18 protein-coding genes, 9 tRNA genes, 2 rRNA genes, 1 pseudogene and 1 riboswitch (1 of these 31 running past the window's edge) are annotated in these 24,610 nt (G+C 37.1%); of the genes and pseudogenes, 4 read left to right on the top strand and 26 right to left on the bottom strand.

All coding sequences use genetic code 11. The annotated features are described in order from the left end of the window. Positions 1-53 precede the first annotated feature (53 nt). From MHB74_RS01030 to MHB74_RS01015, 4 genes are all read right to left on the bottom strand, one after another. On the bottom strand, positions 54-1,772 hold the full coding sequence (locus MHB74_RS01030; RefSeq protein ID WP_061677905.1) for a DUF3981 domain-containing protein: 1,719 nt from the start codon (positions 1,770-1,772) through the stop codon (positions 54-56). A gap of 78 nt (positions 1,773-1,850) precedes the next feature. Continuing rightward, positions 1,851-2,384 (bottom strand): MFS transporter, encoded by a 534-nt coding sequence (locus MHB74_RS01025; protein WP_061677904.1) that lies wholly within the window; start codon positions 2,382-2,384, stop codon positions 1,851-1,853. Next, the gene (locus MHB74_RS01020; protein WP_061677903.1) at positions 2,381-3,817 is read right to left on the bottom strand and encodes an FAD-binding oxidoreductase; all 1,437 of its coding nucleotides are present in this window, start codon (positions 3,815-3,817) and stop codon (positions 2,381-2,383) included. The genes MHB74_RS01025 and MHB74_RS01020 overlap by 4 nt, the downstream gene beginning before the upstream one ends. Positions 3,818-3,934: 117 nt before the next feature. Then, complete coding sequence (locus MHB74_RS01015; protein WP_061677902.1) at positions 3,935-4,699, bottom strand: DUF6612 family protein; 765 nt, start codon at positions 4,697-4,699, stop codon at positions 3,935-3,937. Between the two features lie 145 nt (positions 4,700-4,844). Between MHB74_RS01015 and MHB74_RS01010 the strand changes: the two genes are divergently transcribed. From MHB74_RS01010 to MHB74_RS00995, 4 genes are all read left to right on the top strand, one after another. Then, a complete protein-coding gene (locus MHB74_RS01010; RefSeq protein ID WP_061677901.1) occupies positions 4,845-5,753 on the top strand; it encodes an NAD(P)-dependent alcohol dehydrogenase in 909 nt (302 codons plus the stop codon). Positions 5,754-5,833: 80 nt separating this feature from the next. Further along, positions 5,834-5,948, top strand: a riboswitch (SAM riboswitch). Between the two features lie 84 nt (positions 5,949-6,032). Then, positions 6,033-6,845 carry a MetQ/NlpA family ABC transporter substrate-binding protein gene (locus MHB74_RS01005; protein WP_061677900.1) on the top strand — a complete coding sequence of 271 codons (813 nt, stop codon included), beginning with the start codon at positions 6,033-6,035 and terminating at the stop codon, positions 6,843-6,845. Between the two features lie 12 nt (positions 6,846-6,857). Beyond that, a complete protein-coding gene (locus MHB74_RS01000) occupies positions 6,858-7,898 on the top strand; it encodes a methionine ABC transporter ATP-binding protein (protein ID WP_061677899.1) in 1,041 nt (346 codons plus the stop codon). Further along, entirely contained in the window at positions 7,873-8,541 is a 669-nt protein-coding gene (locus tag MHB74_RS00995) for a methionine ABC transporter permease (protein ID WP_000527137.1), read from the top strand. Before MHB74_RS01000 ends, MHB74_RS00995 begins: the two co-directional genes overlap by 26 nt. Before the next feature lie 37 nt (positions 8,542-8,578). Here the strand turns inward: MHB74_RS00995 and MHB74_RS00990 are convergent, their stop codons facing one another. The 22 genes and pseudogenes from MHB74_RS00990 to MHB74_RS00885 all read right to left on the bottom strand — a co-directional run. After that, on the bottom strand, positions 8,579-9,355 hold the full coding sequence (locus tag MHB74_RS00990) for an SDR family oxidoreductase (protein ID WP_061677898.1): 777 nt from the start codon (positions 9,353-9,355) through the stop codon (positions 8,579-8,581). A gap of 360 nt (positions 9,356-9,715) precedes the next feature. After that, positions 9,716-11,338: an S-layer homology domain-containing protein gene (locus tag MHB74_RS00985; protein ID WP_061677897.1), complete on the bottom strand. Its 1,623-nt coding sequence runs from the start codon at positions 11,336-11,338 to the stop codon at positions 9,716-9,718. 387 nt (positions 11,339-11,725) lie between these two features. Beyond that, complete coding sequence (locus MHB74_RS00980; protein ID WP_061677896.1) at positions 11,726-12,292, bottom strand: DUF4256 domain-containing protein; 567 nt, start codon at positions 12,290-12,292, stop codon at positions 11,726-11,728. Positions 12,293-12,389: 97 nt separating this feature from the next. After that, complete coding sequence (locus MHB74_RS00975; protein ID WP_061677895.1) at positions 12,390-14,354, bottom strand: S9 family peptidase; 1,965 nt, start codon at positions 14,352-14,354, stop codon at positions 12,390-12,392. 252 nt (positions 14,355-14,606) lie between these two features. Continuing rightward, positions 14,607-16,409: a glutamine--fructose-6-phosphate transaminase (isomerizing) gene (gene glmS, locus MHB74_RS00970; RefSeq protein WP_061677894.1), complete on the bottom strand. Its 1,803-nt coding sequence runs from the start codon at positions 16,407-16,409 to the stop codon at positions 14,607-14,609. A gap of 12 nt (positions 16,410-16,421) precedes the next feature. Then, a pseudogene (locus MHB74_RS00965) lies at positions 16,422-16,608 on the bottom strand (hypothetical protein). Positions 16,609-16,894: 286 nt separating this feature from the next. Next, entirely contained in the window at positions 16,895-18,241 is a 1,347-nt protein-coding gene (gene glmM / locus MHB74_RS00960) for a phosphoglucosamine mutase (protein WP_000521484.1), read from the bottom strand. Further along, positions 18,234-19,703 (bottom strand): CdaR family protein, encoded by a 1,470-nt coding sequence (locus tag MHB74_RS00955; protein ID WP_061677893.1) that lies wholly within the window; start codon positions 19,701-19,703, stop codon positions 18,234-18,236. Before MHB74_RS00955 ends, glmM begins: the two co-directional genes overlap by 8 nt. Beyond that, positions 19,696-20,517, bottom strand: coding sequence for a diadenylate cyclase CdaA (cdaA, locus tag MHB74_RS00950; RefSeq protein ID WP_061677892.1), 822 nt, complete (start codon positions 20,515-20,517; stop codon positions 19,696-19,698). The genes MHB74_RS00955 and cdaA overlap by 8 nt, the downstream gene beginning before the upstream one ends. 249 nt (positions 20,518-20,766) lie before the next feature. Continuing rightward, a complete protein-coding gene (gene rocF / locus MHB74_RS00945; protein WP_061677891.1) occupies positions 20,767-21,660 on the bottom strand; it encodes an arginase in 894 nt (297 codons plus the stop codon). A gap of 209 nt (positions 21,661-21,869) precedes the next feature. After that, positions 21,870-23,015 (bottom strand): glycerate kinase, encoded by a 1,146-nt coding sequence (locus MHB74_RS00940; protein WP_061677890.1) that lies wholly within the window; start codon positions 23,013-23,015, stop codon positions 21,870-21,872. Positions 23,016-23,130: 115 nt separating this feature from the next. Continuing rightward, a tRNA-Ala gene (locus tag MHB74_RS00935) sits at positions 23,131-23,203 on the bottom strand. 10 nt (positions 23,204-23,213) lie between these two features. Next, a tRNA-Gly gene (locus tag MHB74_RS00930) sits at positions 23,214-23,285 on the bottom strand. 5 nt (positions 23,286-23,290) lie between these two features. Further along, a tRNA-Lys gene (locus MHB74_RS00925) sits at positions 23,291-23,366 on the bottom strand. A 5-nt stretch (positions 23,367-23,371) separates the two neighbouring features. Further along, positions 23,372-23,446, bottom strand: a tRNA-Gln gene (locus MHB74_RS00920). 66 nt (positions 23,447-23,512) lie between these two features. Beyond that, a tRNA-Tyr gene (locus tag MHB74_RS00915) sits at positions 23,513-23,596 on the bottom strand. 17 nt (positions 23,597-23,613) lie between these two features. Further along, a tRNA-Val gene (locus MHB74_RS00910) sits at positions 23,614-23,689 on the bottom strand. A gap of 5 nt (positions 23,690-23,694) precedes the next feature. After that, positions 23,695-23,769 (bottom strand) — tRNA-Glu (locus tag MHB74_RS00905). Between the two features lie 21 nt (positions 23,770-23,790). Next, a tRNA-Thr gene (locus MHB74_RS00900) sits at positions 23,791-23,863 on the bottom strand. A 4-nt stretch (positions 23,864-23,867) separates the two neighbouring features. After that, a tRNA-Asn gene (locus MHB74_RS00895) sits at positions 23,868-23,942 on the bottom strand. Positions 23,943-23,951: 9 nt separating this feature from the next. Beyond that, positions 23,952-24,067, bottom strand: a 5S ribosomal RNA gene (rrf, locus tag MHB74_RS00890). Positions 24,068-24,156: 89 nt separating this feature from the next. After that, positions 24,157-24,610, bottom strand: a 23S ribosomal RNA gene (locus tag MHB74_RS00885); it runs 2,468 nt beyond the window's last position.

Below are 24,610 nucleotides of genomic sequence, written 5' to 3'. Positions count from 1 at the left end.
AGTGCATTTTCCTGTTTCATGCTGTAAAAAAAAGCGATAGAATTTCTATCGCTTTACTTTTTTAAATTACTATTTTCAAATTTAGATACGGAAGACATCGCCTCTCCTGTATCTAAATACGTGATTTGAATTGGATCTCCCACTTCTGTAAACATAGCATATGGGAATTTCTTCACAGGTATCATAAATACTTTTTGTTCATTTTCTAACAGTACGTACACAATTGTATTTTCACCTGATTTTTCTTTATATACACGTTGTACAACGCCTTCTTTTTGTGCCTCTTTACCACTTGAAGTTGGTCTAAATGAATCTCCACTTCCGCTCAGCGCATTTTTATAATTCTCAAGCGCTTCTTTTTGCGTCGAACCTGTTGCAAATATTTTTGCATTAGAAGCATAGATAACTGTATGAGCACGTACTAATCCCCCGTCATCAATAACAGGTACAATCCAAGAAGGCTTACCATACACGTTATAAATAACCGGCATCGTTCCATGCCATTTCTCTCTCTTAAAGGAATTATCCACTACTTCCGAAGCGGCTGAACCATCCATAATTCCCTTCACTTCTTTTCCGTTATAGTAATACAACTTACCTGTACGCGCATCAATAAGCGAATAACCTAGTGCAGAATCTACTCCCTCTTTCGGAGAGGTGAAATCAGTAAAGTAATATAACGTTCCATCCTTACCGAAGATTGGTGTAACCCCTTCTTTCGTTCCCCACTCAGTCGGAATCTTCATATCCGTTTGCGAGAATTTTGTATTCCAAAATCCGTGAATATATTTACCGAAATACGTATTTAATGTAGATGCGGTCTCGTGATTTAATACACCATCAACAAATTTAGGTGCCTTTCCTTTATCGTATCTTTTCACTTCACCTGTTTGTGCATCTACTACTACAACGCCCTCTACCTCAAATCCAGATCTTCCTGAAATAAATTCACCATACGTCATTGTATAATACGGTTTCCCTTTATCATCAACTTCGAATTTAGGTTTCCCTTTAAAAATTAAATCCGGTTCTGCTTTTCGAACGACACGTTCTAATTTATTACCAAAAAACATGCTTGGCACATATTTCATTTTATAACCAAGATGCAGTTTCGCTTCCGCATCAGGATTCGTACCTGACATCGTTACGTACCCTGGAATTGTCTCAGCTTTACGTGCTTTAAAAAAGCCTGAAACCTCAATCGGTGCTACATATAAAGCCTCACCATTTACCATTTGTGGCGTTAATTCCCCTAGCTCAAAATAAGCTACTTTCGGAATGTCCCCAAATACTTTTTTCATTTTATTCTCCGCTGTCTTTGGCGGCACTGTAAACGGCTGATCATTTTCAGTAAATGGCTCTGAAATATCTTTCTCTACCTTTACAACAGAATCATATTTTTTTTGCGTGATTACTATATCGTGCAAATAACCAAAATAGCCGTAACTTGCGAGTAAAACAAACATTAGAAGTCCTTTTAACGTACCTTCTAATTTCCCTATTTGATCTTGTGAAAATAAAACAAGCCCAATTAAAATTGCTACTGCAACAGAATAATGAGTAAGAATCGAATCTGCTCGATCATCAATTAACCAAAGATATTCATAGATTGCAATACCAATCCAAAATAAAACAGGAATAACTAAAATGGATGATTTCTTACCCTTTACAACCTTCTCATCCCCTTTCTTATCCACCGCTCGAAGTTTACTACCGCTTCTTGTCCATGGAATCAAAAACAAAGTGAGAATAGCTAAAATTAAAAATTTCATCAAAGGCAATGTCCCCTTTTCTTTTGTCTTCCCTTTTAGTATAACAAATAAAGGGTATTCAGGTAAAAATGGGGATGATTATATTTTTTTACTACTTAATACAACGCCGCTTACTACATATAAGATAGATGCAATATAAAAAATCGTACCAATCGTAAAGAAATCTACTAAATATCCCGTTGCAATAATTGCTACTGCTCCTCCAATCGATGTCCACACATGATATTTTCCAATCTCATAACCAGCATTTTCTTGCACAACTTTTCGCGCTAACGATGTCTTCTCCGTATTACGCTGCACAGCACCTAAAACCCCCATTACAATTTGAAGAATGTACACATGCCAGACTTCCGTGGCAATCGGGAAACAAAGCATTAATATTGCCATGGACCAAGCATATATAATTAATAATTTCCGATCACCTACTCGATCAGATACCTTTCCTACTACCGGATATACAAGTGCTGAAGTTAAGGCAAATAAGCCATACGCCCAGCCAAACTGCGAGAAGCTATTCCCAACATTCCGAAGCAATAGAATGTAAAAAGGAAATACCATACTTCCCGCCATCATAATTATGCTTTGTGATGCTACAAATCTTCTATATGTCATTTGCTATACTCCTTATAAAATAAATTCACAAACCGTTCCTCTGGGTCTACTTCCTTCTTCTTCTGAAGGAATTCTTCTATGCGAGGATATGCTTTCTTTAGTTGCTCCTTTTCTGGATAAGAATAATACGGTAAATAATAACTTCCACTATGCTTTAAAGTAACATCAATCATCTTCTGAATGACCGCTTTTGTTTTCTTTATTTCATCCTCAGAGCGCCCTTGATTAATTAAAAGCACAAGCGCAAACAGATCATCTTTCGCATAAGATAGTACCGCATTTTCATTCTTTTCTACATAGCGAATGGTAATGTTAAGAAGGTTTAATTCCTCTTCATTCAAAACACTTCGCAAGTCATCTATATAAGCTGCAAAACTATCTATCGGTACGAAATACTCCTGTAAAATCTCGGTCAAGTTTGGATTATCGTATTCCATAAAGGCACTATCCGACCTCATTACATTATTTCGTGTTTCGTACTTACCATTTGTACGTTCAAAATAACTTCTTTGTATATCCCAAAATGTATCCTTTCCCCAATCACTATAGCGTGATAAACCAAGTAAAAATTTTGGCGCAGCTATAATATTTTCTTCTTTCAATTTACTGTACTCTTTCAACCTCTGCTGATCTTTTGCCAATACATAATCTGTCACATACATTTCTTTTAAAAATGAATGTGGGGCAACAGAAATACGTGCTAAATGCATGCGTATATTCTCGTCCCTTCGCACCTTATTCTTAAAATATGAAGAGTACTCTTTATAATCTAGTACCTTCGTATGCGCTTCATACAATTCATCATCTGTTAACTTTAGCGTCACATCTAAAATCACGCCAAACAATCCATATCCCCCAATTACATACGGAAACAGATCCGCATTTTCTTCTCTACTTACATTACGCACCTTACCATCTGCCATTAACAACCTAAACGACTCTACTGTATCAATCAATGCTTCATGACGAATATCACGCCCATGTACATTTACACTTAATGAACCACCAACAGTAAAAATATTTTGAGATTGCATCACTTGAACCGCAAGACCATATGGATTGATTTTCTTTTGAATGTCATTCCATGTGACACCACTTTGCACCCTAATCCTCTTCTCCACCGGATTAAATTCTAATATTTCATTGTACCCTTTCATATCAAGCATCGTACCGTTCGGATAATACGTCTGCCCGCCTTGGCTATGCTGCATACCAGCAATAGAAATTTTCTCCCCAGAAACATTTGCATCTTGCACGACATGTTTTAATGAACTTTCATCCTCAGCATTTTCAACACGTTTAATTTTCGTTGGAAGTAACTTTCCTACATCGCTCATAATCGGATGATTTAGTTGCTCTTTATATGTATTTACAGATGTTGCAAGCAACACTGTATAAGCTACAATGACCACCGCTATCTTTCTTTTTTTCAAATGACACTCTCCTCTTCTATAATTCTTCCTCTTCATATTGTACCTATTTTCTTAAGAAGAAAGTATGAATAAAAAAAGAGAGAGCCCTTATTCTAGGTCTCTCTCTTATCAAAACTATCATTTTGCTGCTGGCAATTGTATTGGGTCAAACTTTTCGTACGACGTATATTTTGCATTCGTAATAATATGTGCTTTATCCTTGCCATTACTACTCATAATCATGTCTATCTTTGCTGATTCATATTTAAAATCTTTTTTAATAATATATTCTGCATCTACTTCTTCTATCTTCGCATTTTGTGCTTGTAACATTTTCTTCTGCGTTTCATCCATGCTAGTTAACATACTTTCTGTTTCTTGCCCTTTTAATGTAAATTTCAGTTTATATTTATCTCCGCTTTTCTCCATCTTCATTTTATCTAAAACTACTTCCGGTACTTCCAACTTATCTACAATATCTTGAGTTGCCTTCATTCCACCAGCGTTTAATTGCTCCTCTGGTACGGTTATAACTTCTCCTGTATTAGGGTTTTTCACCTCACCAGCAACTTTACCATCCACAGTATACACTACAACATCTGTACCAGAAATATTCATTTCAGAACGAGAATTTTTTGTCTTTGGCTCTAATTGCATCTTAGCCTTTAATATATCCATCTCTGTTCCTTCAGCTTTTACCCCTACATCATATGTCATCGTTACATGTTCTTCATTTTTAAAAGCTTCGTTCGTTTTCTTGAAAACATCCTTCGCTGTTAATTCCTTTTCCTTTTGAACTGATTCTTTTTTCGGTTCATCCGTCTTTGCTGTTTTGTCATTACTACACCCTACCCCTAGACTGATTGCAAGTACTAAACTTGAAACAAAAATAATTTTTTTCATAATATTGCCCCCTTTCCAAAAATAATATCACCTCTTTTCCTATGAAATCTATATAATTTTTAATCTATATTCGCTATATCGCGACATGTTTGATAAAAGTTTTAAATATGATGTAAATAACAACAATTCATTTCAGGAGGTCATTATGAAGGCGATCATTTGCACACAGTATGGACCACCTAACGTTCTTCAGCTTCAAAATATAGAAAAACCTATGCCTAAAAAAAACGAAGTATTAGTTAAAATTCATGCAACAAGTGTATCAACTGGAGATTGTAGAATACGTGGTTTTAATAGTCCCCTCTTATTTTGGATCCCTATGCGGATCATATTAGGTTTCAGAAAACCGAGAAAACCTATACTCGGCGTAGAATTATCCGGTGAAATCGAAGAAATAGGAACAGATGTAACCCAATTTAAAAAAGGTGATCCAATTTTTGCATTAACAGAACTAAACCTCGGTGGTTATGCCGAATACACATGCGTACATGAAAGTGGATTAATAACATTAAAACCTACCAATGTGACGTATGAGGAAGCTGCAGTTATTCCTTTTGGTGGAACTTCAGCATTGCATTTCCTGAGAAAGGGCCGTATAAAAAAAGGGAAACAAGTGCTCATATATGGTGCCTCAGGATCAGTAGGAACAGCTGCTGTACAACTTGCTAAATATTTCGGTGCGACCGTTACGGCTGTTTGCAGTAATTCAAATTTTGAACTCGTTCAATCTTTAGGAGCTGATACAGTAATTGATTATACGAAAGAAGATTTTACTAAGCAGGGCGAGCGCTACGATATTATATTTGATGCAGTTGGAAAATATAAAAAATCTCTTTGTATAAATACATTAACACCCAATGGAAAATATGTATCTGTTAATGGAATGATGGCAAAGGTAAGTAAAGAGGATATGATTCTACTAAAAGAACTAACTGAAACAGAACATTTAAAACCTGTTATTGATAGAACCTACCAATTAGAAGAAATTGCTGAAGCTCATATGTATGTGGAAAAGGGACATAAGAAAGGTAATGTTTCGATTACCTTAAAATAAAATATATTCAGAAAATAACATTGACAATTCTTTTTGTAAGATTTACTATTAATACCATATTAAAAAACTACATACACAAACTCTTATCAAGAGTGGCGGAGGGACTGGCCCGATGATGCCCGGCAACCGAGCTTATGACGTATAAGCTAAGGTGCTAATTCCTGCAAAACGAGTTTTCGTTTTGGAAGATAAGAGAGGAACCTATTTTGTCTATTCGGCACCTCTCTTATTTTGAGAGGTGCTTTTTATTTTGGAACGTATATGGAGGGGGAATTATAGATGAAAAAAGTATTATTGAGCATTGTAAGTGGAGCGGTATTATTGCTAGGTGCATGTGGTGCTAATTCTGATAAAGAGGTAAAAGCATTAGATGAGAAAAAGATTACTGTCGGTGTAACTGGCGGACCGCATGAACAAATTTTTGAAAAGGTAAAAGAAGTAGCAGCGAAAGACGGACTCGAAATTGATGTAAAAGTATTTAATGATTATGTAGCACCAAACGTATCCTTGGATGAAAAAAGCCTCGATGTAAATAGCTATCAAACGAAATCATATTTAGACGTATTTAAAGCTGAGCGCAATATGAAATTAACGGAAGTATTTTCAACAGTGACATTCCCTATGGGCGTATATTCTAAAAGCTTAAAGGATGTAAAAGATTTAAAAGAGGGCGATGCAATCGCTGTACCAAATGATCCAACGAATGAACTTCGAGCTTTAAAGCTATTTGAAAAAGCAGGAGTTTTAAAAGTAGATCCAAAAGCGACAGAAAAAGCGACTGCGAAAGATGTAATTGAAAATCCGAAAAATTTAAAGATTGTTGAATTAGAAGCATCTCAATTACCAACACAACTAAGTGAAGTGAAAGCAGCTGCAATTAATACAAACTTTGCATTAGGTGCAAAATTAAGCCCTGCGAAAGATTCTATCTTCCGTGAAGGAAAAGATTCACCATATGTGAACTGGGTTGTTGTTCGAACTGAAAATAAAGATGATGCTGTTGTAAATAAATTAAAGAAAGCTTATCAATCTAAAGAAGTAAAAGAATTTATCGAGAAAAAATTTGATGGTTCTGTTTTACCGTCTTGGTAGGAGCTGGCGATAATGATTGAATTAAAAAATGTATCCAAAGTATTTACAACAAAAAAAGGGAATGTAGAAGCTCTTAAGCCTACTTCCCTTCAAGTAAAAAAGGGCGAAGTATTTGGCATCATTGGATATAGTGGTGCTGGTAAAAGTACATTAATTCGATGTGTAAATTTATTAGAAAAACCAACGACAGGAACTATCATTGTAAACGGCCAAGACTTAACAACTTTATCAGCAAAGGAACTAGCAAAATCGAGACAAAAAATCGGGATGATTTTTCAAGGATTCAACTTACTTAAAACTATGACAGTTTATGAAAATATCGCATTACCATTACGTCTATCTGGTCTTTCCAAAAATGAAATTGAAAAAAGGGTAGAAAAGTATTTACGTATTGTCGATCTTTTTAATCGAAAAGATGCCTATCCAAGTGAACTTTCTGGTGGCCAGAAGCAGCGTGTTGCTATTGCACGTGCACTATCACATGAACCGGAAGTGTTATTAAGCGACGAAGCAACGAGTGCTTTAGACCCAGAAACAACGGATTCTATTCTTGACCTATTACTAAAGATTAATGAAGAAATCGGGATCACAATTTTATTAATTACACATGAAATGAATGTCATCCAGCGTATATGTGATCGAGTTGCTGTTATGGAACATGGAGCAGTAGTTGAAAGCGGGACCGTGAAGGATATCTTCACAAACCCACAACATGTAACAACGAAGAAATTCGTAAATAGTGCATTTGCAGCGAAGATTCCCGAAGATGTACAAAAAGAACTACAAACTACCGGTGAAATTGTAACTCTCTCCTTTATAGGTAATGCTTCAGGAGAGCCAGCATTAGCTGTTGCCACAAAACGTTTTCAAGTGTATCCAAATATTTTATCCGGTAATATTACACAATTAAAGCATGAAGCATACGGGAAACTGATCATTCATATGCAGGGTGAGAAAAATGAAGTAGATCGCGCTTTATCATTTTTACAAGAGCAAGGGATCATCGTAGAAGGAGGTAGAACAGATTATGGGAAACAAGTCCTTTTTGGATGAATGGGGTAAAGTCATATGGGAAGCAACCATTCAAACATTTCAAATGACATCTATTTCGCTATTCATCTCTATCCTTATTGCATTACCACTTGGCGTTACACTTGTTTTAACGAGACCTGGTGGACAGCACGAAAATAAAATCATTTATCCAATTCTTAATACAATTATTAATATCATTCGCTCTCTTCCATTTATCATTCTATTATTCTTCATTTTACCTTTTACAAAGTTTCTAATGGGAACGTCCATTGGCGTGCAAGGTGTTATCGTGCCACTTGTCGTATTCACAGCTCCTTATATTGCTCGATTAATGGAGACAGCTTTATTAGAAGTGGATCGTGGTGTTATTGAAGCTTACCAAGCAATGGGCGTTTCTACTATAAAAATTATTTGGCACGTTATGGTGAAAGAAGCTCGTCCCTCCCTTGTACTTGGCTTAACAATTGCAACAATTGGTCTAATTGGTGCAACAGCAATGGCTGGACTTGTAGGTGCTGGCGGTCTTGGTGATTTAGCATATCGATTCGGACACTTACGCTACGAACCTGAAGTAATGTATGCAACAGTCTTTATTTTAATTATCCTCGTTCAAGGGCTACAGTCTTTAGGAAATGGTGTTGCAAGAAGATTGAAGAAAGATTAAAAAAGAAGGTATCTCACCAGGGTGAGATACCTTCTTTTTACCTTTTAAATCCACCTTCAGAATGAATAACTTGTCCCGTAATCCATTCTGCTTCTTCACTTACTAAAAATTTAATGAGCCTTGCTGCATCCTTCGGCTCACCAATTCTACCAAAAGGAAACATCGGCTTTAATCCTTGCTGTATCTCTTCATTCATCCATCCTGTACTAGTTGGACCTGGGTTAATTGCATTCACTGTTATTCCTAAATGAGCTACCTCAGCTGACAATGTACTAGTAAGAGCATCAATAGCCCCCTTCGTTGTTGCATACGCTAGTTCTCCTGCCATAGGTCCTTTAAATTGTCCCGATGTCATATTCACAATTCTACCACCAGATTTCTTATCAAACCCTTGGGCAAATTGACTACTTAACAATGTTGTCGCACGAACATTTACCATATAGTGCTTATCTAGTTCTTCAGCAGTCAAATTAGAGAAATCATTATTCGTAGAATATGCTGCATTATTAATCAATATATGAGGGTATCCTAATTGTTCAGTAACTTTATTTATAAGCTCTTTTGGTGCATCATTCTGAGTTAAATCTAACTCCATACTCGATACTTTAACACCGCTTTTTAGTAACTCTTCTTTTAATTGTATCTGTTCACTTCGATCAACGCCCCAAGGCATCTCTTTATCATACGCTGTCCAATACGTAAAAAATATATCGTATCCTGCTTCCGCTAGTTCTTTACAAATCGCTGCTCCTATACCATCTAGACGACTTACGCCTGTAACAACTGCTATTTTATTTTTTAATTGATTCATCATATACTCCTCCAATTTTAAAGGACGCATATTTCATATAAGAGATATGAATTTCCCTATGCATTATCTTTACAAAAGGGATGTACAAGCCAAATATGCAGTCCTTGAATGATTTACAGATAGCTAAATAAACCCTCACTTATGAGAGAAAAATTGATCTATCTAGTTTCTAATCATTACAAGTTCATCCACATATTGAGTCCCTGTCCCCTTTCCATATATCCCTATTTCTATTATAGCAATATGACAAAACATTTTAAATGATACAAAAGAGAGCAAAACAAAAAAACAGGCAATGGGAAAGTAATACCCATTGCCTGAAAATAAACGAAATGCCTAATATGCAACTTCTTTCTTAACGATTTAATTTTTATCCTTCTTATATACTATGTAACTAGGTTCATTATAAACCCACTCACCTGTACCAATTCTTAGCCAACCATTCTTTTCTTCGTATACTGTAGCTTTTTCACCTTTGCTTGCTTTTCTAACAACGGAATAGCTAGCTCCTGCTCCACTGCGAACATTTACCCCAATTCCATTAATTTCAACTGTACCAATACCTTTTTGAACATTACCAGTTTCAATTACTTGAAGCATGTTTAAAATGAATGCTGCTGTTTCACCACGAGTCGTCGTTCCTTTAGGCGCATACAGATTATCTCCCATACCTTTTACAATACCCAAACCGTATAATCTTTGTACTGCTTCTTTATAAATAATTTGATCTCTATCTGCAAATGGTAAGTTTGCCAATGGTCCACTTATTTTTTTATACTCTAAAGCTTTATTTACAATAACCGCTGCTTCTTCTCTTGTAATAGGTGTGTTAGGGTCAAAATTACCATCTCCTCTACCAGAAATGATGCCTACACTTGCAGTACGTTTAATACCATCTCGTAAAGTTGGATTTACATCATTTAAATCTTTAAACGTTGCATCTCCAGCTGGCAGACTTAAAGAATTAGAGATTAATTGAGCAAATTCAGCTCTTGTTACAGATCTATTAGGCGCAAAAATGCCATTTCCTTCTCCGACCATAATACCTCTTCTATTCAAATCACGAATAGCTGGCTCATACCAACCTCCTGTTATATCGTCTGTTGGTTGATAAAATTTATTATAATACCCTTCAACACCATTTACGAATGGAACCCATTGTCCACTGTTAATCATAATAGCAGGACAGATTTTACCACTCCATTTTTGATGTTTCACAACATTATTTAATGGTACACCAGTTTCTTTCATTAAATAAGCTGCAAGTTTCTTAGCGTTATCTACTGCCTTATTATAGTCACCATCACTATTAACTGCAATTTCAATTGCAATAGATTCTCTATTACCTGGACCATCACCGTCTCCTGCGTGCCATCCGTTCTCGTTTAATGGTAAGTGTTGATAAATCTCTTTATCATCTACGGTAAAGTGCCATGACGCAGCTCGATCTGTTTTCCCTGTCGCTTGGTTATATAAATATTGAGCATGGTTTTTAGCCCCTGCTCCTACGCTTTTATTATCAGTCTCATGAATTGTAATATACTTTGGAACCATGTGGTTTTGCGGACGAATATTCTCGTTACCAGTTGGAACAATCCATTCAGTAAATGGAACGCCATTTATAGTACTAGAAACTTTAGGTGCTGAAAAAGAAAGACTACGTTTTGTTCTATTTGAATTGTTAGGAACCGTTAATGTACCTGTTTCTTCATACATACCTTCTGAACCTTGAAGACTGTCCACTTTCTTATTATCGACAGTACCTCCACCACGTCCATCTACTCCTTCAAAACTCTCTTCAATACTTTTTAAAGCTTGTTCGTCTGATACTTGAAGTTGACCTGTTTCACCTTGTTCCAGAGCACTTATAGATTGATAGTTATTTACTGATGATTGCTGTTCCTCTGCGAACGATACCACAGATGAAGATAATACAGTTAGTCCTGCTGTTAATGCTACTACCTTTTTATGAAATGTAATACTCATGTTTAATTTGATATATCTCGCTATTTTAGATATATCTTCCTCCTTTAATAGACTTATAAAATTTCGTGAAAAGAACCTTTAAAATACCCTTTTGAATGTTGAAAACAACACTTAACATTTTACTCGATATCCCGTTTGTTTTCTATGAAATCTCTAAATTCTTTAAAAACCCTGAATACAAGCAAAAAAGATTCCTAAAAATAGGAATCTTTTTTGCTACACCTCTAGGTATGAAGTTACTAATATAATAGGTGTTAATTAATTTCACATGGTATTGTAGTTCTTAGATCGGTTAATCAAACCAATATGAATAACTCTAAGTAACAATTATGAAAAAGAGCATGTTTCAAAAAGATTAATTAAAACATGCTCTTACTTTTTTCAAATTTAAACTCTTAAAGAACCGCGAAATCCTCTAGCAGCATAGTAGGAATCTGCTCCATTGTGGTACACAAAAACGTGTCCGAAGCGATAATCGCAAAATAGAGCACCACCGAGTTCTCGAATATCTGAAGGCGTTTGTACCCAACTTGATGATTTCATATCGAAATCTCCAAGTTGTTGCAACTCGCGATATTGTTCTTCCGTTAATAATTCAATGCCCATAGCAGCTGCCACATCAATAACGTTATTTTCTGGTTTATGTTTCTTTCTTGCCTCTAACGCTTCAAGATCATAGCAAAAACTTCTGCGGCCCTTAGGACTCTCCTTTGCACAATCACAGAAAGTATACTCGTCCTTCTCTTCATCATAACCAATAACATCCGGCTCACCGCCAGTTACTTCCATTTCGTTAATTGACCATAATTTTTCAGTATTAGTAGCCAGCTTCGCTTCAACTTTAGCCCATTCAAGACCTTCATGGCGGTTCATATTTTTTTCAAAACGAGCTTGTAATACTTTTAATAGTTCTTCACGTTGTTCTACAGATAATGCATTTTTATTCTCTGTCATATTAGTCCTCCGAATTACGTTTCCTTATAATCATTTAAATCTTTTCAATGATAGTTTGTATACAGTTTACAACGAAAAATCCCTGTACATATATCCATTATATAGTACGAAAACCTTTCATGCTTTCTCCAAGAATATAGTGTGAAAACCACATCAAATTTTGTTTCATAATAGCCACGCCTATCCCTGGCTGATTAGGACTATATGCCATGCCTGTAAATATAATTAATTCTGTATCCACTTCCATATCTCTTAATCCTTCATGTAGCTCATATGCATTTGTAGTTGGAATTCTTACATCCTTTTCTCCATGTTGAATTAACGTAGGCGTACATGCTGATTTAATATATGTCATTGGTGATGTTTTCTTATATATCTCTGGATCATTCCATGGAGTATTTCCTAAATACATGCTAATAAAGTAAGGGATATCTGTATTTACATAATGGGTACCCCAGTTCGTAATTCCGCCCCCAACTGAAATAGCTTTAAATCTACTGCTATATGTAGAACAAAAAGCTGATATATATCCTCCGTTACTCCATCCCATAACTCCTACTCTCTCTTTATCTACTATCCCTTTTTCAACTAGTGCATCCACTCCAGATATAATATCATCATAATCAGCAAATCCTTGTTTTCTATAGTTTGCTTTTAAAAATTCATTACCATAACCAGAACTTCCTCTATAGTTTGGTTCTAAAACGATAAAGCCTTTTTCAACAAACTGTTCAATCGGATATTTCTCATTGAAGCAGTCTGAAAATATCGGAAAGGACGCCCAATTCGGACCACCATGGATTACTACTAATAAGGGATATTTTTTATTTGTATCAAACTCTACTGGAGTTGATAGAACACCTTCTATTTCAAGACCATCACTACTTCTCCATGAGATGATTTCCCTATTACTTTTAAGCTTTCCTTCGAAAAAGCTATTTTCATTCGTTATTTTTTTATCATCCAAATAGATTTCAAAGGTTTCATTTGTTATAGCCTTAGTATATGTTATATGATTGCCATCCCTTGTTATAGAGGCATCCATTATAAAACCATCTACTGTTTCGCTTAACATTTCCACAGTACCATCCTTACACAGCAATCCAATACGGTAATTCATTTTATCCTGCCATCTAATTAAAATCCCTTTAGCTGTCCACTGTAATGGCATAACCGTACTATCAAAGTTTGTTAAAGGTTGAATTACCTCTCCCGTATTCCTATTATATATCTCTAATGTATTATCTTGTATATGATTTCTATAGTAATCCTTCTCTCTTATGCTTGCTGCGTAACATATTTTATCGCCCTCGGGAGAAAAGCAGACGCTCGCTCCTAACAACTTATCCATATTCATTTTTTGTAGTTCTCCAGCTTCAACATCTAATATGTAGAGCTCACCATTCATATAATCGTTTAAGCTTGGTGTAGCCATACATACAACCTTTTTCCCATCATTTGAAATATCAAAGTTATGTATATAAAACTCCTTACTATCCGTTAGTTGATAAACACCTTTAATCTCGCGTTCCTCTTTATCATTTTGTATTACCTTTTCTATCTCAATGTAGTATAAACAATTATTCCGATGTTCCTTACCTACATGGTGGAAATCCCCATATCGTTCCTTACGTTTCTTTATCTCCTCACATTCTTTTGACTGTGCAATATAATAAAAACCTTTACCAGTAGGCTCCCATTTGAATGTATTAACTCCTTCCTCCTCATCCGTAATTTGAACCTCACTACCACCGTCTATTGACTTAACAAAGATCTGATTTGTATTAGCTCCGTCATCGCCTGGGCTAAGGTATGCAATAGTCTTAGAATCTGGAGACCATAATGGATGTGTACCATCTATATCCCCATTTATTAGTGGGTAACTCTGCCCTTTATCTTTCTCATATATCCATACATGATTTCTATACGCATTGTCTTCCCAGTTAGCTGTCTTTTTTACAAATGCTACGTTTTTTCCATCATCACTTATATTTGCACTTGATAAGGCCGGTAATGAAATAATCTCTTCTATACTTAAATATGTTTTTGCTTTCACTTCCATATAATAAGCCCCCTTATAATGTCCATGTATCTATCGTCTTTTCTCTTCATAATAAAGAAAATTGTTCACGCATACTTAAAATGATAGCGGAAAATTCAGATAAATAAAAGTGAATCTGACAAAGCAAAACTTTAATTAGTAGGATTCTATCCACCTACCAATTTTAGATGTTCTTTTTCAATACAAAAATACCCCTTTAGATACAATATCTAAAGGGGTACAGATTCATATATTTATTAACCTACCAATCTCCTACTCAACAGTAACAGACTTAGCTAAGTTACGTGGCTTATCAACGTCACACTCGCGGTGAAGTGCTGCGTAGTATGAGATAAGTTGGAATGGAATAACTGCTACTAGCGGTGCTAGTGCTTCGTGTACAGCTGGTAATACGAAGCTGTCACCTTCCATTTCTAAGCCCTTCATTGAGATGATACATGGGTTAGCCCCACGTGCTACTACTTCTTTCACGTTACCACGAATTCCAAGGTTTACGTGTTCTTGTGTAGCAAGTGCGATAACTGGTGTACCATTTTCAATTAAGGCGATTGTACCGTGTTTTAATTCTCCTCCAGCAAATCCTTCTGCTTGGATGTAAGAAATTTCTTTTAGCTTTAACGCGCCTTCTAATCCTACGTAGAAGTCTACGCTACGTCCGATGAAGAAACAGTTACGCGTTGTTGCTAAAAATTGTTTTGCTAATGCATCCATTTCTTCTTTTTGATCACAAAGTTCTATCATTGCATTTGCTACAAGTCCTAATTCGTGTGTTAAATCGAAATCAAGAATTTCACCTTTTGCTTTAGCAATGTCCGCAGCTAAAATTGAAAGTACTGCAAGTTGTGCTGTGTAAGCTTTCGTTGATGCAACTGCGATTTCTGGTCCCGCGTATAACGGAAGTGTGTAATCAGCTTCACGAGAAAGCGTAGAACCAGGTACGTTTGTAATTGTTAATGCTTTATGACCCATTTCATTTGTTTGTACAAGTACTGCACGGCTATCAGCTGTTTCACCACTTTGTGAAATGTAAATGAAGAATGGTTTTTCTGTTAATAATGGCATGTTATAAGAGAATTCACTTGCTACATGCACTTCAACTGGCATTTTTGCAAACTTCTCGATAAATTGTTTTCCAACAAGACCTGCATGATAACTCGTTCCACATGCAATGATGTAAACACGATCGCTATCTAAAATCGCATTGCGGATGTCTTGATCTAATTCAATCTCGCCATTTTCATCTTGATACTTTTGAATTATATTACGGATTACAAGTGGTTGCTCATCGATTTCTTTAAGCATGAAATGAGGGTATGTTCCTTTTTCAATATCACTTGCGTCTAATTCCGCTGTAAACGGTGCACGTTCAATCGTTTCACCTTGTAAGTTTTTAATTGTAATACTTTCTTTTGTTACGATTACGATTTCTTTATCCATTAACTCAATAAATTGATCTGTAACTTGTAACATCGCCATAGCGTCGCTCGCCACAACATTAAAGTTGTCACCAACACCTACTAATAGCGGGCTTTTGTTTTTAGCAACATAAATCATGTTTGGATTTTCAGCATCAAGTAATCCGATTGCATAAGAGCCATGTAAAAGAGATAGCGTATTACGGAACGCTTCTTCTACACTTAATCCTGTGCTCACTTGTTGTTCCATAAGCTGTACGATAATCTCTGTATCAGTTTCACTTACGAACGTTACATCTTGTAAATATTCTTTTTTCACTAATTCATAGTTTTCAATTACACCGTTATGAACTAGTGTAAAGCGTTTTGATGTACTTTGATGCGGATGCGCGTTTACTTTGCTTGGAACACCATGTGTAGCCCAGCGTGTGTGACCGATTCCCACGCTTGCTGCTACGTTCTCATCTACGATTTCGCGAAGTTTTGCAATACGACCTTTTTCTTTGTATACAACAACACCGTTCTCTGCTTGTACTGCAATACCTGCTGAATCATATCCACGATATTCTAGCTTTTCTAAACCTTTTAATAAAATTTCCTTTGCATCTTGCTCTCCAATAAATCCTACGATTCCACACATGTTTAGTCGCCGTTACAAATGCTTACATTGCTCTGCGAACATGTAACGACATAGTCCGATACCATTTTTATTTATACTAAAAAAACGGATTACATATTGCTAGCCCTGTAAGCTTGTAACGGCTTTCACCTTCCTCTCGATTGGGTTTAAGTCCGTATATACTTATACAGCTAGTTTGTATCCGTTCCTTTTCTCTCATCACACTTTCACCTTTGTCCACTAAGTCACCTTAATGATTTAAGTAAAAGCTTGCGGTTGTGATGAACAACCGGGAGTCATCCGCCGAAATCTCGATAAACTCCACCTCGTCAACTACACTACTTGTAGTTCTGGCGCTTCTATAATTTACAATATTTCCTTTGAGAAAAAGAACAAGACCATCTTATAACAAACATGGATAAACCGTCAATGAAATTTTTTTCATCGTCTATAAAACATATGAAAAAGGAGCACTTATTGTGCTCCTTTTTCATAAATTTATTGAATTATTCAGCGCCAACTTCAGCTTTCACAACTTCTACAATACGATGTACATATGCGTCACAAACTTCTTGTGTTGGTGCTTCTGCCATTACACGAATAAGTGGCTCTGTTCCAGATGGACGAACAAGAATGCGGCCATCACCGTTCATTTCTTCCTCTACAACACGAATAATGTCTTTAATTTTTTCATTTTCTAATGCTAGTTTTTTATCTGTTACACGAACGTTTACTAGTAATTGCGGGAACTTCGTCATTTCTCCTGCAAGCTCAGATAATGGTTTTTTCGTCATTTTCATGATGTTTACAAGTTGAAGTGCACTTAACATTCCATCACCAGTTGTAATGTAATCAAGTAAGATAATATGACCTGATTGTTCTCCACCCAGGTTATATCCACCACGCTTCATCTCTTCCATTACATAGCGATCACCAACTGCTGTTTTATCACTTGTGATATTGTTAGCTTCAAGTGCTTTATAGAAACCTAAGTTACTCATAACTGTTGAAACAACTGTATTGTGCTTTAGTTGACCAGTTTCTTTCATGTACTTCGCACAAATAAACATAATTTGATCGCCATCAACGATGTTTCCTTTTTCATCTACAGCGATTAGACGGTCACCATCACCATCAAAAGCAAGACCGATATCAGCGCCTTTGTCTTTTACTAATTTAGCTAATACTTCTGGATGTGTAGAACCTACTCCATCGTTAATGTTCATACCGTTTGGTGAAGTTCCCATCGTTGAAATATCAGCCTCTAAATCTGCAAATAAGTATGGAGCTAAAGAAGACGTAGCACCATGCGCACAATCTAAAGCGATATGTAAACCAGAGAAATCTTCCTCTACAGTTTGTTTAATATATTGTAAATATTTTTGTCCGCCTTCAAAATAATCACTCACTTGTCCAAGATTCGTACCTGTTGGACGTGGTAACTCATCAACTTCTTTGTCTAATAAAGCTTCGATTTCTGCTTCTTGCTCATCTGTTAATTTAAAACCGTCAGAACCGAAGAATTTGATTCCATTATCCTGTACTGGATTATGAGATGCAGAAATCATAACACCCGCTTGTGCATCTAACGCTTTTGTTAAATAAGCAACACCTGGTGTAGAAATAACACCAAGGCGCATTACTTCTGCTCCAGTTGATAATAGACCTGCTACTAAAGCTCCTTCTAACATATGTCCTGATATACGTGTATCACGGCCGATAATTACTTTTGGACGATCTGTATCTTTTGTTAATACATAACCACCAAAACGTCCAATTTTGAATGCTAATTCAGGTGTTAACTCCTGGTTCGCAACCCCACGTACTCCATCTGTACCAAAATATTTACCCATTATGATTCGCTCCTTTTTCTGGCTCTTTTTGATTATCTACTGTTGGCTCTTGGCTAGTTTCTTTTTCTTTTTCTTTATTTTGTTCCTGTTCCGTGTCAGGCTTATGTTCAGGTTCAGGATTTTTTGGTTTTTCAGTTTGATTATCTTGGTTATTATTTGAATCTGGTTTTTCACCGTTACCCTGTACTTCTTTATCTGGATTTTCTTTCTTCACAATTGTGACTTTAGCACTTTTTTGCTTTGGCTCTATTGAAATATTACCAGGGCCGCTCACTTGAATAGAAACATCTTTCGTCCCCGGAGATACATTTTGCAGATTAATGGCTGCTGTTATTTGAGCTGCTGTTATTTTATCTACTATACTTGTTTCTCCTGAAATATCAACGCTTATCTTCCCATCTTGCGGCGAAAGTAGCTGGGCCGTAACATCTTTAGAAAGTCCATTTTTTTGAATTGATATACCATCAATCGTTCTTGTTTTCGTTTGTTTTGTTTTTTGCACTCCCACTGAAACCTTCACTTGATTCGGTTTTGCACTTGTTACACCCTTTGGCAATAAAACAGAGGTATCGAATGTTGTAGACTCTGTCAATTGACTAAGATCTACTTCGACCCCCTCTATCGATTGTATATTATCCAATATATCTTTTGGACCTGCTATCGTTACTTCTCTCGGCTCAACGTTAATATTTGTAACGGCCAATCCCTCTGGTAAACTCCCCTTTTTCGTATACGTTACAGGAACCGTTTTTTCAGTATTATTGGCCGTAGCTTGCGTCGCCACATTCAATGTTACACTAATTTTAGATGGACTCGTTCTTACATTTAAACGTTTTCCTTCTTTATTGTATAATGTAACTTCGGCTGTTTTTGTAACAGTTTTATTAACACCTTTTAAATCAATATACGCCTTTGCAGATGAAATACTTTCAATTTCTTCCTTCGTTCCAACTACCTCAACAGTATCAGGTTTAATGTTTGATTTTTCGAGAGTAGAACCCGCTGGCATCTGATCCTCATTTGATAATTTCAAGTCTACATGAACATATTTTCTCGCTTTTTCATGAAGAGTAATTTTAATTGTTGATGGCTGAACCGTTCCTTTCACACCATCTGGAAGACCGTTCGTTTTCAAAGAAACTTCATAGGTTCCTTTTTCGCTATCTCTCAAATCAACCGGTATATCAAATTGTTTTTTCGCTTTTGCTGTAGCAACTGCTGCTTTTGGGCCCTCTAACTTTACCTTAACGCCCTCTGCCGGAATACCACTTACAATATATTTCTCTTCATCATACTTAAGGGTAATAGGATAATTCGTTAATGTTTCTTTCGTATCATTTGCGAAAGGTATTATCCCCGATGTCGTATTTTTTTCAGTTAAAGTCGCTGACATAAAAAGCATACACGCCAATAGTAATGAGATCCCTTTTAGAAACCAATGATTCTCCATTAACTTATCCATGACGCTTTCTCCTCCAATTCCATAAAGACGAAGAAGTTGTTTTTTCGCTCGCGCTAAATTCAGCTAACAACATATCTTTTAATTGTTCTGTCTTCAAATCACGATGCAACTTACCATTTTTCGTTAAAGAAATTTGGCCAGTTTCTTCCGACACAACTACTGTAATACTATCAGTAACTTCACTAACGCCCATGGCAGCGCGATGCCTAGTTCCTAGTTCCTTAGAGATAAACGGACTTTCCGATAACGGAAGATAACACGCTGCTGCTTTAATGGTACCTCCTTGCATAATGACTGCTCCATCGTGAAGTGGCGTATTAGGAATGAAAATATTTATGAGTAATTCCGATGATACGTTTGCATTTAGCGGAATACCTGTTTCCACATAATCACCCATACCGGTCTCTTTTGACAAAGTAATTAATGCACCAATTCTACGTTTTCCCATATATTCCGTCGCTTTTGCTATCGCTGTTGCAACCATTTCAGACTCATCATCCTCATGAGTTCCAGTACGTGAAAATAAACTCCCGCGTCCTAGCTGCTCAAGTGCTCTTCGCAATTCTGGCTGAAAAATAATAATAACGGCTAAGAATCCCCACGTTAATACTTGCTCAGTTAGCCAATATAGCGTACGTAATCCAAGGAAAATACTAATCATCCGAACGACAATAATAACTGTAATCCCTTTTAAAAGTTGAACAGCTTTCGTCCCTCGGATTATGAGAATTAGCTTATATATAATAAACCATACAACGGCAATATCTAGTGCCGTACTGACATATTCCAAAATGGTCGTATCTTCAAAAGGCATGCTAACCCTTCCTCCTACTTACGAGCAATTCTATCCATATATTGAAATATTGTTTTATGCTCTATCTGTATGTATTTCCAACAACTAGTTAATTATACCATACATGAAACAAACAACAATTACAAACAACCCCCCTTTCGTTTAAATTGGTAAGATGTCAAACATTATTATCGTACAGTATAATATAAATCATTATTATACGCTTATTTTCAAATAAAAAAAGCAACTTCTCAGTTGCTTTTCTTACATTTATTTTAGTTTTTCACCGAATAAAGAACCTATTAAAGCAACTGCTGTTGTTGCCGTTCTATTTCGCTCATCTAAAATAGTATTTACTTCAACAAACTCAGCTGATGTAACAATATCAGCTTCCGCTAACATTTCCATTGCTAAATGGCTTTCACGATAAGATAGGCCACCAATTACAGGCGTTCCAACTCCTGGTGCATCATGTGGGTCAAGGCCATCTAAATCTAATGATAAATGTACACCATCAGTATGAGATAAATACGCGATTGTTTCTTCCATAACAGCCGTCATACCCATACGATCGATCTCATGCATTGAGAATACTTTAATACCTTCATTGCGAATAAAGTCTTTTTCTCCTTCATCTAATGCACGTGCACCAATAATTACAACGTTCTCTTTTTTCACCTTTGGATATGCCCCATATAAATCTACAAGCGTTTGATGTCCATACCCTAAACTTGCTGCAAGTGACATACCATGAATATTTCCAGATGGTGAAGTTTCTTCTGTATTTAAATCACCATGTGCATCATACCAAATAACACCTAAATTTTTATAATGTTTCGCAACACCAGCTAATGTACCAATAGCGATACTATGATCACCACCTAATACAAGTGGAAAACGTCCTTCTTCTATAATATGATCCACCTTACTTGCTAATTCGTTACAAACGGTTGCAACTTGTGTAAGGTTTCTTAAGCTTGTATTTACATCTACTTCTTTTTCTCTCTCTATACATATATCTCCCATATCTTTAACGTCATATCCAATTTCTTCAATTCTTTCAATTACGCCTGCATAACGGATTGCGCTCGGCCCCATATCAACTCCGCGACGCGTCTGTCCTAAATCCATTGGAACTCCAATAACCGAAATTTCTTTTTTCATAGATAGTATCCCCCTTTTGTGCCTTCACTAAATATTTTAAATCTTTTATATAGTCTGACTCAACTCGACATTTTTCTGTATGGATATACAAATTTTTCACTTATATCCGCTTTAAAATCCAAATGTTAAGACTATTCTATGTATAAAGTTAACCTAATGAAACAACTACCATCATTATTATTAGATAATAATAAAAAACACTCCTACATTTAGAAGTGTTTTTCTGATGCTATTTTCCATACTGCGGCAATATTCTTTGCTGTCATTTCGACATTCTCTTCCGCTACTTTATATGCCTCTTCTAATGTCATCGGACTCGCTGTAATACTAAATACTGCATCGATTCCTTTTTCGTGAACAGCTGGATAATTCGGAGATACAGATCCTCCAATAGCAATGACAGGAATATGAAAATGCTTTGCACGCTCCGCAACACCTACAGGGGCCTTTCCATATGCTGTTTGTTCATCTATTCGCCCTTCACCAGTTATAATTAAATCTGCACCTTCTATATGCTTATCAAAATTTGTATAGTCTAATACAATTTCAATTCCTCTCCGCAAACTTCCCTTTAACACTGCAATAACAGCTGCTCCCATTCCTCCTGCCGCTCCTGCGCCAGGCATTTTAGATACGTCGCAAGATAAGTATTGTTTAAGGATATTCGCATAATGCTTTAAATTCTCATCCAGCTCTTTCATCATCTCTGCATTCGCACCCTTTTGCCTCCCAAATACGAAAGATGCTCCCCTTATTCCAACTAACGGATTATCTACATCACATGCTGCTTCTATCTTTATATGCGTTAAGCGTGAATCCAAGCGTGAAAAATCAATAGCGACAATTGAATGTAACGTTCCTCCAGATGGCTCTATTACTTCCCCTTTTCCATCTATAAACCTGACTCCTAAAGCTGACAACATACCTGCTCCGCCATCATTTGTAGCACTTCCGCCAAGTCCTAAAATAATGTGCTCAGCTCCTTCGTCTAGCGCGTGTAGTATAAGCTCTCCAGTTCCTTTAGTCGTTGTAATAAGTGGATTTCGCTTTTTAACCGGAACATGTTGTAATCCTGATGCTGCTGCCATTTCAATAAACGCTGTCTTTTTATCTTTAGACATACCGTAAAAGGCTTGTACACGTTCTTTAAGCGGACCTGTCACATGAAGTGATATAATCCTCCCCCCTGTGGCATCCACAAGTGAATCAACCGTTCCTTCTCCTCCATCTCCAATTGGTATTTTTACGTACTCTGCTTTAGGAAAAATTGCTCCAAAACCTCTTTCAATAGCTTCACATACTTCTATAGCTTTTAAGCTTTCTTTATATGAATCAGATGCAATAACAACTTTCACAATTATCCCCCATCCTTTATTTTCGCGTTTTCTCCATTTTAAATGACAAATATGAAAGTTGTCTTTTTAAACACAAAAAAAGCTTACATCATATGATGTAAGCTTTTCTATTAGATGGAGCCTAGCGGGATCGAACCGCTGACCTCCTGCGTGCAAGGCAGGCGCTCTCCCAGCTGAGCTAAGGCCCCTTAGTAATAAAGCGGAAGACGGGATTCGAACCCGCGACCCCAACCTTGGCAAGGTTGTATTCTACCACTGAACTACTTCCGCGAAAATGGTGAGCCATGAAGGATTCGAACCTTCGACCCTCTGATTAAAAGTCAGATGCTCTACCAACTGAGCTAATGGCTCGTAAATGGCTGGGCTAGCTGGATTCGAACCAGCGCATGACGGAGTCAAAGTCCGTTGCCTTACCGCTTGGCTATAGCCCATTAATATTTACTAGTATGGTTATCTTTTCAAAAAAATAAACCCTCTCAGGTTATTTTAAAGAAAAATGGTGGAGGGGGGCAGATTCGAACTGCCGAACCCGAAGGAGCGGATTTACAGTCCGCCGCGTTTAGCCACTTCGCTACCCCTCCGACATTTAAAATATATATGGTGGAGGATGACGGGATCGAACCGCCGACCCCCTGCTTGTAAGGCAGGTGCTCTCCCAGCTGAGCTAATCCTCCAAAAGTGGTGACCCGTACGGGATTCGAACCCGTGTTACCGCCGTGAAAGGGCGGTGTCTTAACCACTTGACCAACGGGCCAAAAATTTAAAACTTTTTCCAAGCTTCCAACCGGGCTTGAACCGGTGACCTCTTCCTTACCATGGAAGTACTCTACCAGCTGAGCTATGGAAGCATAATGGCTCCGCAGGTAGGAATCGAACCTACGACCGATCGGTTAACAGCCGATAGCTCTACCGCTGAGCTACTGCGGAATAATACAAGCCTGGCAACGTCCTACTCTCACAGGGACAAGGTCCCAACTACCATCGGCGCTAGAGAGCTTAACTTCCGTGTTCGGTATGGGAACGGGTGTGACCTCTCTGCCATCATTACCAGACTTTTATCATTATACACATTCTTTTCAGAATGTCAAAAGGAATTTTAATATATATTCCTTCAAAACTAGATAACATTGCTACATATTATATGGTTAAGTCCTCGATCTATTAGTATTCGTCAGCTCCACATGTCACCACGCTTCCACCTCGAACCTATCAACCTGATCATCTTTCAGGGATCTTACTAGCTTACGCTATGGGAAATCTCATCTTGAGGGGGGCTTCATGCTTAGATGCTTTCAGCACTTATCCCTTCCGCACATAGCTACCCAGCTATGCCCTTGGCAGAACAACTGGTACACCAGCGGTGCGTCCATCCCGGTCCTCTCGTACTAAGGACAGCTCCTCTCAAATTTCCTACGCCCACGACGGATAGGGACCGAACTGTCTCACGACGTTCTGAACCCAGCTCGCGTACCGCTTTAATGGGCGAACAGCCCAACCCTTGGGACCGACTACAGCCCCAGGATGCGATGAGCCGACATCGAGGTGCCAAACCTCCCCGTCGATGTGGACTCTTGGGGGAGATAAGCCTGTTATCC

The organism is Bacillus sp. FSL K6-0069 (genome assembly GCF_038007785.1).
Classification (GTDB): domain Bacteria; phylum Bacillota; class Bacilli; order Bacillales; family Bacillaceae_G; genus Bacillus_A; species Bacillus_A mobilis.
This window is presented reverse-complemented; position numbering and strand designations above follow the sequence as displayed.

Bases quoted from the DNA above. Each gene is read 5' to 3' on its own strand.
- MHB74_RS01030 (WP_061677905.1), bottom strand. From the start codon at position 1,772: ATGAAATTTTTAATTTTAGCTATTCTCACTTTGTTTTTGATTCCATGG.
- MHB74_RS01025 (WP_061677904.1), bottom strand. From the start codon at position 2,384: ATGACATATAGAAGATTTGTAGCATCACAAAGCATAATTATGATGGCG.
- MHB74_RS01015 (WP_061677902.1), bottom strand. From the start codon at position 4,699: ATGAAAAAAATTATTTTTGTTTCAAGTTTAGTACTTGCAATCAGTCTA.
- MHB74_RS01010 (WP_061677901.1), top strand. From the start codon at position 4,845: ATGAAGGCGATCATTTGCACACAGTATGGACCACCTAACGTTCTTCAG.
- MHB74_RS01005 (WP_061677900.1), top strand. From the start codon at position 6,033: ATGAAAAAAGTATTATTGAGCATTGTAAGTGGAGCGGTATTATTGCTA.
- MHB74_RS01000 (WP_061677899.1), top strand. From the start codon at position 6,858: ATGATTGAATTAAAAAATGTATCCAAAGTATTTACAACAAAAAAAGGG.
- MHB74_RS00995 (WP_000527137.1), top strand. From the start codon at position 7,873: ATGGGAAACAAGTCCTTTTTGGATGAATGGGGTAAAGTCATATGGGAA.
- MHB74_RS00990 (WP_061677898.1), bottom strand. From the start codon at position 9,355: ATGATGAATCAATTAAAAAATAAAATAGCAGTTGTTACAGGCGTAAGT.
- MHB74_RS00985 (WP_061677897.1), bottom strand. From the start codon at position 11,338: ATGAGTATTACATTTCATAAAAAGGTAGTAGCATTAACAGCAGGACTA.
- MHB74_RS00980 (WP_061677896.1), bottom strand. From the start codon at position 12,292: ATGACAGAGAATAAAAATGCATTATCTGTAGAACAACGTGAAGAACTA.
- MHB74_RS00975 (WP_061677895.1), bottom strand. From the start codon at position 14,354: ATGGAAGTGAAAGCAAAAACATATTTAAGTATAGAAGAGATTATTTCA.
- glmS (WP_061677894.1), bottom strand. From the start codon at position 16,409: ATGTGTGGAATCGTAGGATTTATTGGAGAGCAAGATGCAAAGGAAATT.
- glmM (WP_000521484.1), bottom strand. From the start codon at position 18,241: ATGGGTAAATATTTTGGTACAGATGGAGTACGTGGGGTTGCGAACCAG.
- MHB74_RS00955 (WP_061677893.1), bottom strand. From the start codon at position 19,703: ATGGATAAGTTAATGGAGAATCATTGGTTTCTAAAAGGGATCTCATTA.
- cdaA (WP_061677892.1), bottom strand. From the start codon at position 20,517: ATGCCTTTTGAAGATACGACCATTTTGGAATATGTCAGTACGGCACTA.
- rocF (WP_061677891.1), bottom strand. From the start codon at position 21,660: ATGAAAAAAGAAATTTCGGTTATTGGAGTTCCAATGGATTTAGGACAG.